This is a genomic window from Bombiscardovia apis, assembly GCF_033095945.1.
GTDB classification, from domain to species: domain Bacteria; phylum Actinomycetota; class Actinomycetes; order Actinomycetales; family Bifidobacteriaceae; genus Bombiscardovia; species Bombiscardovia apis.
The window spans coordinates 1798713-1814883 of the sequence record NZ_AP026800.1; the positions used below are offsets into that span (position 1 = coordinate 1798713).

Sequence of the window (16171 nt, forward strand, 5' to 3'; positions counted from 1 at the left end):
TGGGAGTTATATAACAAGGAAGGTTGCCTCCACGTTGGGAGACAACCTTCCTTTGCACGCTACTTTCTGGTGGCGCTTATTACTACATGCCACTGGTGGTTGGGCCAGATGGCTTGGAGGGGCCGCGATTATGGCGATAGACCAAGAAGAGCGCAGCGGCAGCCAATATCGTTACTAGCGCAGCTACGAGTGGAGTACGAGAGGAGCTAGAACTAGAAGACGAGCTCTCCTCGGCACTATCGGCAGCACCATACGGAGTCCTGCGGCCATCTTCCTCGGACTCATCTGCACTGTTGTCATAAGACTTTGGAGTAATCTTCGGAGCATCCTTTGGATCTGGAGTTTGCTCTGTCGGAGCCGAAGCTGCAGCCTCAGAATCAGCAGACGAAGACTCTGCTGACGACGAAGCTGCGGCGAGAGCAGACACTAGCTGAGCAGCAGCCGGAGCGGGAACCGAAGCCGGAGCTGCGGGCTGAGCCTGAGGTTGCGCCTGAGACGGTCCCTGCTGAGGAGCTTGCCCATTGCCAGCGGCCGGTCCAGGAGATGGGGTGGGCTGCTCAGTATTTCCAGATTCGGGGTGCAGACCGGAGCCCGATGGGTGGTCTTTCGAACCCGGTTCCTGGTTCCCCTCTGGTTCTGAACCTGAGCCAGGCTTCTTAGGATCATCTTGGCCGGGCTGAACCGGACCAGGCTGCTCCGGCTGCTTTGGCCCCTCAGGACCGGGCTGCTCAGGAGTCGGCTGAACCGGCTGAGTAGGAGGTGGGGTAGGCTGAACCGGCTGAACCGGACCAGGCTGCACTGGGCCAGGTTGGACCGGTCCGGGCTGCACTGGACCAGGCTGAATCGGCTGGACCGGCGGCTGCGTGGGCTTAAGTTGCAGAGCCGCAGTTGCAGACTGCAAGCGAGTAAGTGCAGCATCTACTTGGTTCTGGGTCGCATCGGCATCAGCAAGCACCGCCTGAGCAGAAGCCAAAGCAGTAGCGAATGCTGACCACGATGTCGCAGTGTAATCAGCCTGGCTATGAGCACCGGCGACAGCCACTTCTGCCTGCAACAGGGCCTTATTAGCCACCGGCACCAAAGCAGCTCGAGCGCCTTGCAGACTCGTCAGCGCAGCATCCACTTGGTTCTGAGTAGCGGCTGCATCAGCAAGCACCGATTGAGCAGAAGTCAAAGCAGTAGCCAATGCTGACCAAGAAGCCGGCGTGTAATCAGAACGCACCAAGGTCTGCACAATGGTAACTTCCGCCTGCAACGCAGCCTTATTTACTACAGGCACCGGCACCAAAGCAGCTCGGGTATTTTGCAAACTCGTTAGCGCAGCATTCACCTGAGCCTGAGTTGCGGCTGCATCAGCAAGCACTGCCTGGGCATTAGACAGGGCAGAGGCAAACGCCGGCCACGAAGACGCGACGTAATCAGAGCGCACCAAGGTTAACGCACTGGCAACTTCCGCCTGCAGCAGCGTCTTGTTGACCACCGGTACCGGCACCAAAGCGCCACGGGCCTGAGCCAAAGTGTTATAAGCAGCATCGACCTGGGCTTGAGTAGCGGTCGCATCAGCAAGTACTGACTGGGCAGCAGACAGGGCAGCAGCGAACGGAGTCCAAGTATTTTGCGTATAGTCTCCAGCCACCAGACCGCTAGCAACAGTGACCTCGGCTTGGAGCTGGGCCTTGTTGACAGTCTGCACCTGCACCAAAGCAGTGCGGGCCGCGCTCAATGTGGTGTAAGCCGCATCTACTTGAGACTGGGTCGCATTAGCATTTGCTAGCACTAACTGAGCAGCAGACAAAGCCGATGCAAACGGAGTCCAAGAGGCCGCGGTGTAGTCAGCCTGCACTAAAACAGCTGATGCAGTCACCTCGGCTTGTAGTTGGGTCTTGTTAGCTTGCACCAACACGAGAGCCTGCCTGGCCGTGTTCAAGGCAGTGTAAGCAGCGTCGACCTGAGATTGAGGAGCATTAGCGTTCGCCAATACAGTCTGAGCAGCAGACAAAGCAGCAGTAAATGGAGCCCAAGAAGCGGGCGTGTAATCAGACTGCACTAGAACAGCCGAAGCATTCACCTCTGCTTGTAACTGAGCCTTATTGACCTGCGTCAGTACGAGAGCCAAGCGAGCCGTATTCAAGGCGGTGTAGGCAGAATCTATCTGCTGCTGGCTAGCTACCGGGTTTGCCAGCACTGTTTGAGCAGTAGACAAGGCAGTAGCCACTTGAGACCAAGAAGCGGGCGTGTAATCAGACTCGACCAAAGCAGTCGCGGCATTGACCTCAGCCTGCAGCTGTGTCTTGCTCACCGTCTGCACGTGCACCAGGCCGTTGCGGGCCTGAGATAGAGCAGCGTAAGCAGCGTCGACCTGAGACTGGAGGGCAGCTGCGTTGGCTAAAGCAGCCTGAGCATCGGCCAAAGCTGCCGCAAAGGGAGTCCACGAAACCGCCGTGTAATCAGACTGAGCCAAAGCAACCGACGTGTTAACTTCAGTTTGCAAGGCCGTCTTATTAGCTGGCACAGGGCTTAGGGCCAAGCGAGCTGTATGCAAACTGTTGTAAGCAGCATCGACTTGGGACTGCGTCGGATTCGCGGCAGCCAACACCCCTTGAGCTGCAACTAGATTGCTTGCAAACAGAGCCCAAGAAGCAGCCGTGTAATCAGACTGAATCACGCCAGTTGAAGCATTGACCTCAGCTTGCAAGAGCGTGGTATTGGCTGGAATTATGCCAAGAGCTGTGCGAGCAGAGTGGAGGGCTGCGTAAGCAGCGTCGACTTGCTGCTGGGTAGCGTCCGTGTCTGCGAAGACTGACTGGGCATCAGCTAAAGCAGTGGCGAATGGTGCCCAAGTAGCAGGCGTGTAGTCAGCCTGCACTAAAGCAACCGATGTATTAATCTCTGCTTGAAGCTGGGTTTTGTTCGTAACTGGCTTAAGTACCAGGCCCGAGCGGGCTGACTGCAAAGTAGTAAGAGCAGCGTCGACCTGGTTTTGTGTGGTATTAGCATCGGCCAAGACTGACTGAGCCGCAGCCAAAGCGGTGGCAAACGGTGCCCACGATGCTGCCGTATAGTCAGCCTGCTGTAAGGCGCTCGAAGCTGTCACCTCATTTTGCAAGAGCGTCTTGTTGGCCGGAGGCGTCACGGGAACCAGAGCAGAGCGCGCAGCTTGAAGATTCGCCAAAGCCTGGTTAACTTCTGCTTGGCTAGCGTCCACATTACCCAAGACCGTTTGTGCCTGAGTCAAAGCGGTCTGCAAGCTCGCCCAGGAAGCAGGCGTGTAAGCGCTGGCATTTAGACCAGTGCAAATAGCTACCTCAGCCCGCAGTGCGGAAGCGTCGACCGTCGAAAGGTTCACGATGTCGATCACTGGAGCATCGGTGGAAGCAACGGGGGCAAGGCCCAGCGTGTGAAGCAGCAAAACCTTGTCGTTGCCGCCCTGCAGAGGGGCAGTGTGGGCAGGAATCTTTTCTCCATCTTGCTCGTCGAAGAAAGTCTGACCAGAACCGCTTGCTGCGTTCGAACCGAACCAGAGGGAAGGATGGTAGGCATCGAAAACGGTCTGCACGAAGCTACCAGCCGAGTCGACCGCGCTATACGCATAACCAGAAGCGACATCAACCTTATAAGCAATGCTGGCCTGCGTGTCGGTGGCAGTGAAGCCCAAAGCCGAGAGCTTCGTACTGAGCACCATCTGGTGGGAGTCCGATATAAAAGCGTCATCAATACTCTCCGTATTGACCCGCGCCATACGATGCCCACTAGCGTCAAGCTGGTAGGTCACAGCCTTCGCAGAATCTAGCCGCGAATTATTTGTTGTCAAATTAGTAGCTGTAATCACATAATCTGCTTGGCCATCGTTGTTCGTATCCAAGTAGACTTCCGGTTGAACAAGGTACTCATCTCCAACGCGGCCCCAAGCCTTATCCGTCACAACACCGAAGCTCACCATGCCCTGCGAGGGGTCGGCAAGCTGCGGGGCAGTAGAAGAGTGACCGATAGCCCGAATGTCACCAGAATCTAAAAGATGCCTAAAGTGGGTGAAATGAGTGTTTTTTACTGGACTTTCAGCACCGAGGACCATAGGAGCTACCTGCGATTTGTAGGTTTCCTCGTCCGCACCTTGATTCAGTCCGTGACCGCTCACCTCAAGCTGACGGCTGCCATCAATGCGCTGCTTGTAGACCGTGCTGGTCTCGGAAATCGGCTTAGGCGCTACTGCCACAGCCACTCGTAAGCTAGTTGCCCCAGTAGAAGGCGGGCCAGTTGGTGTGAGTTCAACAATACCAGTCGCGTCGCTCACATAGCTCGTATGCTCGGAATCGAACTGCGCTGCTTGGGAAGGGTCCCTAGTCTTGCGCATCAAACTTTGGTCGCTAATGCTCAGATCAACGCTAAACTGCGCGCTGCTACCGGCCGGCACTGTCAGGTTAGTGGTGCTCAGCGAATAGTTCACTCCGGGGCTACTCGTCCTGGGCTGATACGCCAGCTGGTAGCTATGGCTTTGCGAATCGGTATTGGTAACCGTTATCACTTTGCTATCCGAGTAGCCGGTCTGCGGCACTTGGGCAATGCCAAAACCTACGCTAACTACCTGCGCATCAGGTCCGGAAGCATGCACTGTATTATTGACGGCTGCCAAGGCATCGATACGCCCGGTACCGACTCTGACAGGCCCATAAGCGCCGCCCGTATACGTGACATCGTGATCGGCAGTATTGATAATCTGCTGCTTCACCTGGGCCCCGGACCAACCCGGGTGAGCCTCATACACCAAGGCCGCAGTGCCAGAAGTATAAGGAGTAGCCATCGAGGTGCCAGACTTCATGACACTATTCGTGCCCGTCTGTGAGCTAGCGGATATGATGTATTGGCCCGGGGCGCTCACATCTGGCTTATTAGTTCCGTCGTAAGAACCGTGTAGACCGCGGGAGGTGAACGAAGCTACCGCGTCTTGCGCAGGCCCAAGCGTCCAGCTCGCGGCCACAGACAAGGCAGACTTGGCAGAAGCCGGAGAGCCAGTTGAATCTGTTAAATCGCCATTATTTCCAGCGGCCGCCACAGTGAGTACGCCATCGCTAGCAAGGGCATTAATAGCATCAATCTCCGAGCAATCCGTCTGGCCAAAGATAGCTCCCAACGAGAGCGAAACGACCGAAATCTTATCTGCCAAAGGAGCGCTCAAATTGTGCTGGACCACCCAGTCGATAGCTTGTGTGCTCAGCCCTGTAGTGCCGCCATGGTCGCCAAACACTTTGAGAGCATATATGCCAGCCTTCGGTGCGCTACCTGGCGCAATTTTCATATTGTCTGTATCCGCAGAAGTGAGCTGCGTATAGTCGCCTGAGAATCTAGTGGAATCTGTCTTTACACCATAGCCCGCAGCAATACCAGCCACGTGAGTACCGTGAGCAGATGCGGCACCGTCTATAGGGTTGTCGTCAGGAGCGGGAACGTCGCTGGAGCTTTGATAAGCAGAGCCGGCAAAGTCATGACCACCCTTATACTTGCTGGCATCCACAAGTGGCCTAATGCTTGGATCCGTTAGAGGATTTGCAGTAGAAGCGCTAGCAGTTTGGTATGCCGCAGTAGTGCCCGGACCGCCAAAATCAACGTGTGTATAGTCTAAGCCGGTATCGATTACAGCGATATTCACACCTTGGCCGGTGTGTCCAGTCTGGGCCCACGCATCTACCGCACCAATATGCCCTACACTCTCGTTATACAACTGAGGCTCTGAACCGCCCTGGGGCTGGGCTCCCGAGTTCTTATTCAAAGGCTCCATCGCAGTCACGCGCGTCACACTAGCCACTGAAGGAGACTGCTCTGCCAGCGTCCGCAATGCCTGCGCATCTGCCTTAACTGCCACGCCGCTAATGGCGCTACCCGTGGTGTAAAGCTTTACAGCAGAAGGGTTCAACGATTGCAGCTGCGCAAAAGTCGAATCGGCCACCTGCTCAGCCTGCTGAGCCGTAGCCCGACCATTCTGCTTGGCCTTATCTTCTTTCTGAGTTTCACTTAAGCCTGAGCGCTGCATGTCGAGCTGGGCCTTGGTTTGCAACTTGCGCTCGATGCCGCTCGATGCCTTCACCTTAATAAAGGCCACTACGGAACCATCGGCACGCTCTATCTCTGGCGCTACATGGCCACGGCCACTCACTGCATCGCCCACAGCGTATGCTCGGCCAGGCAACCCAACGCAAGCCACCATGAGCGTGGCAATGGCTGCCAAAATTGCAACGAACTGTCCCCAGCTTTTGCGCACCAAAGGTACTCCTCTCAACCACTCCCCCAGATAGACCTGCCTGAGCGTAAACTCCCCGGAACACTGCCACAGGTTATGCTTTACTGTTTGCCGACTTTGCATCACATCTTCGGCGCATGAGAGAACCAAAAGTTTGCTAAGAACTGGCTAGAAAATATTATGCCATAAGCGCTATATCAATGCACACTTGTACCATCTCTACACATCATAAGCCATTCTGCTCAGCCGTAAGAAAGCAAAAGGGCCGCCTCCCTCAGGAAGCGACCCTACAATATGCAGTTATGCAGTATTCAGCACAACTCAGGCATGCCAAACGTCCTTGCCGTTGTCTTGAGCGGCCTTCACATCAGCATTGAGAGAATCCGCATCGGACTCAACCTTGCCTGCGATGTAATCCTCAACCAACTGGCGAGCTTCATTGTCTTCGTGCTGTACGGCAGGAGACTTCATGAAGTAGGAGGAAGGAGCCAGAATCGGGCCGCCCAAGTGGCGGTCCAAAGCAATCTTGGCGGCGCGGATGGCGTCAATCACGATGCCAGCCGAGTTGGGGGAATCCCACACCTCAAGCTTGTATTCCAAGTTCAACGGCACATCACCAAAGGTGGTGCCTTCCAAGCGCACGAATGCGAACTTGCGGTCGTCCAGCCACGCCACATAGTCAGAAGGACCAATGTGCACATCGCGCTCAGCCATCTCGTGAGGCACAATCGAAGTGACGGCGCGAGTCTTGGAGATCTTCTTGGACTCCAGGCGAGAGCGCTGCAGCATGTTCATGAAGTCCATGTTGCCGCCCACGTTGAGCTGATAAGTGCGATCCAAGCGCACACCGCGATCCTCGAACAAGCGGGCCATGGTGCGGTGGGTAATGGTTGCGCCCACCTGGCTCTTGATATCGTCGCCCACGATAGGCACGCCAGCGTCGCGGAACTTCTGAGCCCACTCAGGATCGGAAGCGATGAAGACAGGCAGGCAGTTCACGAAACCGCAGCCTGCGTCTATAGCAGCCTGAGCGTAAGCTTTGTCGGCCTCCTCAGAACCCACGGGCAGGTAAGAAACCAAGACATCAACCTTGTTGTCGCGCAACACCTGGGCCACGTCGACAGCGGGAGCCTCGGACTCGTCAATCATCTTGCTGTAGTACTCGCCCAAACCGTCGCCAGTAGGACCACGCAGGACTTCCACGCCCAAGTTCGGCACATCCGAGAACTTGTAGGTGTTGTTCTGCGAAGTGAAAATGGCTTCGCTTAAGTCTTTACCAACTTTGAGCGCGTCAACGTCGAAAGCGGTCACGAATTCCACGTCGCGAATACGATAGCCACCAAAGTTGGCATGCATAATGCCAGGAATCTTGGCGTCGTCTTTCGCGTCTTTGTAATACTCGACTCCCTGTACTAGCGACGAAGCGCAGTTGCCAACGCCGGCTATAGCTACACGGATGCTCATACAAACTCCTCTGATAATCACTAATACCAACTCCAGCATACCGTCACGGGGCGAGCAGCGAGGGCCAAGATGCCAAATATTTCACAGCACAATGTTCTTCACCCCACTTTTTCACCCCAAAGTAAGGATTTTACAGGCCCCCCTAGCTAGCGCATCGGCCGCGCGATTCCCCTAATAAAAGCCGGCCAAACGTACAAAAATTATGGAAACTTACTCTTTTAGCGCACACATGACAGGCCCAGCGATTAGCGTTAAGACTATGACATTTGAGACACGCTCACTCTCTTCGACGCCCCGAAAGCCCCGGCAGACGCGCTCGGCGGCCTCTGGCCGCACCAGCGCAGGGCGTGGACGAACAGCAAATTCACGCTCATTGAACGGGAAAAGCGGGGGCAGCAAGAAACGCCCCGGTAGTTTTGGAAACAAAGCGCCCAAGACTCGCCCAGAGCTCAAGCCCAACGGCAAACCACGCAAACGCCACCGCGTTCTCAAATGGACCCTCGGTATCATCGGCGGCCTCATCGTGGCTATGATTGCCGCTTTCGCATACCTATACATCACCACGGAAGTAGTGCCGCCCGAAAAGCAAGCTCTAGCACAAAAAACTACTGTGTATTTCTCCGACGGAACCACTCCGGTCGGCACATTTGCTGAACAAAATCGCGAGATTATCAACTGTTCCGTTATGCCCAAATATGTGGGCGACTCGATCGTAGCCTCAGAAAATCGCTCCTTCTATTCAGATTCGGGCATTGACCTCAAGGGCATTGGCCGCGCCCTGCTCAATAACGTCACCAAGGGCACCCGACAGGGCGGTTCCACCATCACTCAGCAGTACGCAGAACGCTACTATTTGGGCGAAACCACCTCCTACACAGGCAAACTGCGCGAGGCTATCCTCTCACTCAAAATTACGCAGACCGAAGACAAAGACACGATTCTGTGTAATTACATGAACACCATTTATCTAGGGCGCGGAGCGTACGGCATCCAAGCAGCTGCGCAGGCCTATTACGGTAAGGATGCTAAAGATTTAAGCATGGCTGAATCAGCTATGCTAGCCGGCATTATTCCCGGGCCTACCATTTGGGATCCAGCCGTCAATCCCAAACAGGCCGAATCGCGCTTCCACCGAGTGCTCTCCATCATGCAGGAAGACGGGTATATCACCGCCAAAGAACAGCATGACGCACTTATGCCGCAAACCATCGATTATTCTCCGCAAAATGTGTATCAGGGCCCCAACGGCTACCTCTTACGCATGGTGCGCACCGAGCTCAGTTCAGGCAAACATTCGCCCTTCACCGAAGATGAGCTCGATACAGGTGGATACAAAATTATCACCACCATCGACAAAGACAAACAGGACTTGATGAACCAGGTTTCCTCCCCTACCAACCCGGAGAAACACTTGCCAGAAGGACTGCAAGTGGGTGGCATATCTGTCAATCCCAAAGACGGTTCTATTATTTCTTTCTACGCTGGCGACGACTACTTGCAGCATCAGCTCAACAACGTGAGCCAGGCAACCTTCCAAGTGGGCTCAACGATGAAAGTGTTTACCCTCTTGGGCGCTATTCAATCCGGCGTGAACCTGAACACAGTCTTTAACGGCAATTCGCCCCGCACATTCCAGTCCGTAGGAAAATCTGTGGCCAACGCAGAGGGCATTAGCTACGGCTATGTGAACCTGTATTCAGCACTGGCCAACTCGGTCAACACTGCGTTTATGGACTTGAATGAGCACGTAACCGCAAAGAAAACCGCACAAGTAGCACACACGGCTGGCATCGAAGGCAAAATCGACGACAGCACCACTTTCGATGCCTTGGGCCTTGACGCACTGACCGCTTACGACTTGACTCAGGGCTATCAAACCCTAGCCAACGGCGGCAAAAAAGTGTCGCTACACTTAGTTGCGCAGGTCAAAGATCCCAAAGACCAAGAACTGTACACGCCTTCAATTACCGGCGAGCAAGTCTTTAACGCCGACCAGATAGCGCTCCTACAAAAGGCCATGACTGGTACTGTGCAGTACGGCACCGGCACGCAGGCTAGGGCGGTAGGTAAAACTATCGCTGCCAAGACCGGCACCGCAAACGATGATACTGCTGCCGCTATTTCTGGTTTTACGCCCTCAGTGCTCACCACGTTCGGCATCTGGTATCCGGGCGCAGACGGCTCAGCCCAGAAGATACCGGACTTCGCAGGCTACCCCCACGGTTCGGGCTACCCCACCTACATGTTTACGCAATACATGAAGCAGGCCACGGCGAACACGCCAGACGAAAAGTTCCCCAACGCCAAAGACGAAGGCAAGGTGGGCGGCCCAGACGGCACTTGGGGTACTGGCCGCGGCTCCTCATATAACTACGGTTACAACAATTACAACTACAGCTATAACAACTACAACAAGCAAAATTACGGCAACCAAAGCCTGCAACAGGGCCAAACCAACCAGAACGCTCAGCCCAAGCAGGAGCAGGCTGCACCGCAAACCCAGCAGGCCCAGCCGAGCGCCCAACCGCAGCAAAGCGCGCCGGCTCAGCCACAACCCAGTGCCCAACCCGCCCAGCCAGCCCAACCCCAGCAGTCCTCCGGTCAGTAAACCGGCCACAAGTCCAAATGAGTAGCACACATTGCCTTGTTTGGAGGCCTGTTCACGCTGTGGCGAATCATACGATTGAGACTTCGCGGCTGGTAGTTGCGGCGTAGCATTGCTTATAAGCGCACATGGACGTGTGCACTGAGTAGTGAAGGAGGCAGGTATGGCTCAGCCAGCAGTTGAAACTTACTATGAGGACGGCAAGTGGAAGATCAAGGTCGAGGGCAAGGAACGCGCTTCTAAGACCTTCGAGACTAAAGCGGAAGCACAGGCTGCGGGGCGAGAACGAGCTATGGAGCTTCATACTGAGCACGTTATTCGCAATATGGACGGCAAAATCAGCGAGAAGAACTCTTACGGCAACGATCCACGCCCACCCAAAGGTTCTCGCGGTTGAGATTTCGCCAGCAAGACCTTTGAGCAGTCACAGTCGGCACGGACAGGGGAAGCCGGGCCGACTTTTTGTTTGTAGAAGTTGCCTTATACAGCTCCTAGAGAGAAAGCGTTGAAACTACCAAACTTAGACAGACGGCAGGGAACTCAGTTGGGGAGGCTTTGCTCGCTGATTGATTCCACGATTCCGGTGGCTGGCCAGTAGTTGATGGTGAGAGGGCCATGGGCGAGAGAGTCTTTGAGCTGGTTGTGGGTGCTAGGACTTACGCGGTATTCTTTGACGTTTGCGCCTTCACCGAGGGTTCGTACTAGATAGTGGGTCGTACTATAACGACCGCCGGTACGCTCGATTTTCACTGTCCAAACCGTTGACGACACCGTTTGGAGTCCGGAGACCATATCGCTTGCGCAGTTGTAGCAAACGCGACCGCCAAATAATAAGCAAATCGGGGCAAGGATGAAGGCTAAACACAGGATCAGGCGCCCCGGCTGCACAGCCACATTCTCCGCCTGGCGCGTCTCTCGACGTGAGCGCCACCCTTTTACAAACCACCAATATGTGAAAATACCCGCTGCGATGCACACTATCCCAAAGACAATCTGAGCGCACAAGGCAGGCCAGCCCTCAGCTAAGTAACCGAGCGAATACGCAATCACCGCTATGACGAAAATCGCAATACCCAAGTACGAGACCTTGCCGAACCAACCTGTGGAATGCTTCTTGCTCTTTTTGTTGCGGCGCTGACTCGGACGCTGACTCGGACGCAGTCTCGAGAGCTGGAGTCCGCGCTTTTTAGGTTCAAACACTTCCCATGTGTCACTTTTGGGAGGCTCTTCGTTAAGTTCTATATTGGATGTGCGCATGGGCTCTCTTTCTTATTCGTTTAGCGGAAAAGTGAAACTCCGCGGCGAGACTGGCAAAAAGCGTTGCCAAGCCAAGTGTGACGGGAATTGGGCCAGACTGAGCCTAAACGGGGAGCATTTTGACTCATCCAAATACTGGGCACACGACCGTCTGCCGAGCGCGAACCGAGGAGGTTGAAACCGTTCTTTTTGGCCAGCCAATCCGGATGCTGAGTGGCGATGGCCAAGCCCTCCTCCAGGGTGAGCGGCAGGCAGTCGTCGGAATCGATAAGTTTGCGCGCCACGTCTGGCTCGCGGTTAGTGTAGCGGGTACCGGTGTGGGGCTCGACCACTATGTAGAAGGGGCCTTCTGGCGGCTCGAATCCGTCTTGCGGCAGGAAGGAGGCGATGTCGCGCGGGGGCATGGTCGTAAAACCAGCCATGCGACCAATCGAAGTTCGGGCAATGAGCGACTCGGGCGTGACCAGCTCGCGGGTGGGCACCAAGAGAATTTCAGGGCCCATATCCGCCTGTTTGAGGGCCTGAATCAAGGGCTGAGCTAGGGCTCGGAACGATGCCTCACTCAAGTCAGCCACGTCCGGATACCCCAAAGCCACAATGCGGTCCAACTGCCGCTGTGCCTCCTCAAAAGTTGTAGTCATACCTCCCAGTCTAATTCATGTGAGTCACCGAGATGGTTGCGCATTTGACAAGAACGTGTGCACATATATATGAACACGCACAAGGCAGTAGAAATTATTTATGTCTCAGCGCGAAATCCGGGATATACGCCAAAATGTGTGCGTTTTTCATGGGCTAAGCCCTTCTGCCAGTAGGTGTGAACACTGTTCGTAAGTGCTGCATCAACCTCTAGCTCATACCGGCCCACCAGTGACTGCTATGCCAAGCTACTAAGAATTACACAATATGCCGCACAAGTATCGTAACAGCTTCTTAACCCAGTATTTCTGCCAGTTCAGACCACTGAGAAGTCGCACCTGTAACCACCGATCAACACCAGTGCCAAGCAGCCAACCACATCACCAACGAAACACTTCCAAGAACCCATATGCACACATTTTGGCGCATATCCCCGGCCAAGTCCCCCCGCGGACAAAAATTTAGCTCCGGTGACATGAAATCAACCAGCGGTCATACCGGAGCTCTACCTCCTACTATACGAAGGCCCTACCCTAATTCGTAATAGTCCAGCAGAACAACTCCCTTACTCGCTAAAACTACCATTGCGGAGAAGTTCTTCTCTCACACCTCGCTGCGGCCTGTTAGGGCTCGGGCTAGGGTTACTTCGTCGGCGTATTCTAGGTCGGAGCCTACGGGGAGGCCGGAGGCTAGGCGGGTGAGCTTGAGCTCTAGAGGCCCCAGGAGTCGGCTCAGGTAGGTGGTGGTGGCTTCGCCTTCGATGTTGGGGTCTAAGGCCATGATGACTTCTTTGACCTCGTCGGTCTTGAGGCGGTCAAGTAGGCCGGGAATGCGCAAGTCGGAAGGCCCCACGTTGGCCATGGGGTTGATAGCGCCGCCGAGCACATGGTAGAGGCCCCGGTATTCGCGGGTGCGCTCGATGCTCATTACATCTTTCGGCTCTTCTACCACGCAGATGAGCGAGCGGTCGCGGCGGGGGTCCTCGCAGATTGGGCAGGGGCTCGTCTCGCACACATTGCCGCAAATCTCGCAGAAGCGTACCTTGGCCTTAGCCGTTATTACCGCGTCGGCGAGCTCTTGCGCTTCCTGCTCGTCGGCTCCCAAAATGTAGAAGGCTATACGTTGAGCGCCTTTGGGGCCAATACCGGGCAGGCGGGCGAATGAGTCGATGAGCTGCTGGATTGCACCATCATAAGCTACTGCCATTAGTCGTCTAATCCTTGCTGCCGCTTGTGTTTATTGGCATTAAGTGGGTTCTTCGGGTCGTCGGCAGCCAAATCTTCTACATGCTTGACCCTAAACATCTGCGAAAGTTCTTCGGGCCCCATCAACGAGTCTGCGCCTTGGCGAGCATCGTCGAGCGAATACGAATCTTCCTCGGCAGACACTTCCGGCACAGCGGGCGTCTGACGCGTGGCTGCAAAACCACTATTATGCACCACTTGCTGACCGCCATCTGCCGACTGAGCTACAGGCGAAGCCTCGGCAACTACCGAATCAGCCTGGGCCTCTTGCGCCTCCTGTTCTGCAGGCTGGGCAGCGCCCACGGCAGCATCTTCTTCCGGAACCGGCGAAGCAGGAGCTGCGGCAGCGCTCACAGGCGCAATCTGCCCATCTGGCTGAGCCCAAGGATCGTCTTGGTCGCTCATGTCTGGCAAGCCCATTTTCTTAGTCTTGCGCTCTTCTTCAGCCTCTTCCTGGTCTACAGAAGGCTGAAGTTGGCCCGCCTGCTGCGTTGGCCCCAAATTCACCGTTTTTGCCGGCTGTGGGTGCGCCCAAGGGTCGTCGTCATCGAGCTCGTCCGGCTTGACATACGATTCTGTGGAAGCAAAGCCAGCAGCTGGAAGCGGTTGCGAGCTAGGCGCAGGCCCGCCCGTCGCTTCGCCCTCATCTTCCTGAGGCTTACCGGCGCCAGCAGCAGGTTCACCACTATCACCACTATCACCAGTACCGGCAGCACCAGCAGTACCCGCAACTACGGCCGATTCGCTGGGTGCAGAGGCGGGGTGATGCTCGTCGGAGTCAGCAGCAGCTTCGCTCGAAGAGTCGCTTGCTGCTGAACTCTCGGCTCCAGAACGCTGACCGTGAGCCCTTCCCTTAGCTTGCTCAGCAGTATTGGAAGCAGCATCGGAGGCGGTATGAGGAGCCACACCTTGCCCCAAGTTCATAGCCGACATATTGGCCCGAGCTAGAGCAATCTGCTTCTTCACTTCCGACCGGCGCTCAGGGCTCATGCGGGCCACTGATTCAACCTTCTCACCATTGGCAGCCACTCCTGAGGGAGCAATCATCGTCTCTGGCCCAAACTCTTGACGAGCACGCGCCATCACAATGTTAGGAATCTTCGTCTCGCCCTCGACCGACCGCGAGGCCACGGCAAGTGCGAATGCGTGCTGACTGAGTGGCTGGTCAAAGGTCATAGCTAAGACCGGCCGACCCTTGGCATTACGCCCCAAGGAAACATTCGGCACCTTGCTTCGCACCACGTATTCCTGCACCCCGTCTGGCAGCGCAGCTACGAGAGCATCCCAACGCTGGTCGAGCGTCATATTCTCGTGCCCGTTGCCAGCAGCCGATTGTTCTGCCTGCTCGGAAGCAGCAGTAGGAGCCGACGCCGGAGCTTTGTTGGGAGCAGCGGCAGGAGCTGGTGATTGAGTAGGCTGCGCAACCGGTGCCTGTTGTGGCTGCGCAGGCTTTGCTTGATTTTGTCCACTATTACCAGCGGGCGCAGCGGCAGCAGCAGGCCCATTCGCCCTACGAGCTCCCACGAATCCGCCTTGAGATCCGCCGGCAGGACCAGCAGCCGCATTACCACCCTGCTGAGGCCCAGCCGCCACTTGCTGCACCATCTCAGATTCGGGCACCAACAGGCGCGCAGCTAAGAGTTCCAAGCGCATTCTGGGAGAAGTCGCTCCAGACATCGAAGCCAGAGCATCGTTGACAATGTCTGCAATTCGAGTCAGGCGCCCCAGCCCGAAAGCCTGAGCCTGGCGCTGCAAGTCGTCAACATTTTCCGCCTCGCTGTCTTCACTCAGCGAGCTTTCGGCAGACTGCCCAGCCAAGAGCAAAACCAGCAAGTCGCGCAAGCGTTGCAACAAGTCTTCCACAAAGCGCTTGGGCTCAAAACCGCCCACAACTACCTTTTGCACCACCCCGTAGAGCTTAGGCCCATCGGTATCAATTACAGCGTCGACAGCCTCTCCTATAAGACCTTCGGGCGTATACCCAAGGAGGGCCACGGCAGCGTCGTAAGTAATCGTGCCCTCGTCTGAACCAACCATCAACTGATCCAAGACGGAGAGCGTATCTCGCACCGAACCGCCGCCAGCACGCATAGCCAAGGTCAGCACGCCAGGCTCGGCCTTAATCTTCTCGTCTGCGCAAATCTGCTCAAGATAGGGCCCCATCACCTCTTGCGGCACCAGCCGGAAGGGATAGTGGTGGGTACGCGAGCGGATAGTACCGATAACCTTGTCTGGCTCGGTGGTGGCAAACATGAACATCACATGCTCAGGCGGCTCTTCCACAATCTTCAGCAGCGCGTTAAAGCCCTGCTGGGTGACCATGTGTGCCTCGTCGAGGATAAAAATCTTGAAGCGGTCGCGAACTGGCGCAAAACCGGCTCTTTCGCGCAGTTCTCGGGCATCGTCAACGCCGTTATGGCTGGCAGCATCAATCTCTACAACGTCGATGGAACCAGGGCCGCCAGTGGCCAAATCGCGGCAGCTTTCGCACTCCCCGCAAGGATGGCTGGTGGGCCCTTGAGCACAGTTAATACAGCGCGCAAAGATACGAGCGCTTGAAGTCTTACCGCAGCCCCTCGGCCCAGAAAAGAGGTAAGCATGCGTGAGCTTACCCTGATCCAAGGCGCGAGAAAGCGGTACGGTGACTTGCTTTTGCCCAATGACTCCGTCGAACGTGTCTGGGCGATACCGCCGATACAGTGCTAATGCCATATTCTAAGGCTATCCATT

The 16171-nt window shown here is 55.7% G+C and carries 8 protein-coding genes; 2 read left to right on the forward strand and 6 right to left on the reverse strand.

From position 1 onward, the window contains the following. Positions 1-82 precede the first annotated feature (82 nt). Positions 83-6253: a S8 family serine peptidase gene (locus R8377_RS07260; RefSeq protein ID WP_317643738.1), complete on the reverse strand. Its 6171-nt coding sequence runs from the start codon at positions 6251-6253 to the stop codon at positions 83-85. A gap of 300 nt (positions 6254-6553) precedes the next feature. Further along, positions 6554-7696, reverse strand: a complete 1143-nt coding sequence (locus R8377_RS07265; protein ID WP_317642832.1) for an inositol-3-phosphate synthase — start codon at positions 7694-7696, stop codon at positions 6554-6556. Positions 7697-7955: 259 nt separating this feature from the next. Here R8377_RS07265 and R8377_RS07270 point away from each other — a divergent pair, with 259 nt between their 5' ends. Together R8377_RS07270 and R8377_RS07275 are read left to right on the forward strand one after the other, a co-directional pair. Continuing rightward, complete coding sequence (locus R8377_RS07270; protein WP_317642834.1) at positions 7956-10304, forward strand: transglycosylase domain-containing protein; 2349 nt, start codon at positions 7956-7958, stop codon at positions 10302-10304. A gap of 160 nt (positions 10305-10464) precedes the next feature. Further along, positions 10465-10698 carry a DUF2188 domain-containing protein gene (locus R8377_RS07275; RefSeq protein ID WP_317642835.1) on the forward strand — a complete coding sequence of 78 codons (234 nt, stop codon included), beginning with the start codon at positions 10465-10467 and terminating at the stop codon, positions 10696-10698. 143 nt (positions 10699-10841) lie between these two features. On the opposite strand, the gene R8377_RS07280 is transcribed toward R8377_RS07275, so the two are convergent. The 4 genes from R8377_RS07280 to R8377_RS07295 all read right to left on the reverse strand — a co-directional run bounded on the left by R8377_RS07280 (position 10842) and on the right by R8377_RS07295 (position 16153). Then, the gene (locus R8377_RS07280; protein ID WP_317642836.1) at positions 10842-11558 is read right to left on the reverse strand and encodes a hypothetical protein; all 717 of its coding nucleotides are present in this window, start codon (positions 11556-11558) and stop codon (positions 10842-10844) included. 20 nt (positions 11559-11578) lie between these two features. Next, positions 11579-12199: a DUF5701 family protein gene (locus R8377_RS07285; protein WP_317642837.1), complete on the reverse strand. Its 621-nt coding sequence runs from the start codon at positions 12197-12199 to the stop codon at positions 11579-11581. 601 nt (positions 12200-12800) lie between these two features. Beyond that, a complete protein-coding gene (recR, locus tag R8377_RS07290; protein ID WP_317642838.1) occupies positions 12801-13403 on the reverse strand; it encodes a recombination mediator RecR in 603 nt (200 codons plus the stop codon). Next, on the reverse strand, positions 13403-16153 hold the full coding sequence (locus R8377_RS07295) for a DNA polymerase III subunit gamma and tau (RefSeq protein WP_317642839.1): 2751 nt from the start codon (positions 16151-16153) through the stop codon (positions 13403-13405). The genes recR and R8377_RS07295 overlap by 1 nt, the downstream gene beginning before the upstream one ends. Positions 16154-16171: the final 18 nt, after the last annotated feature.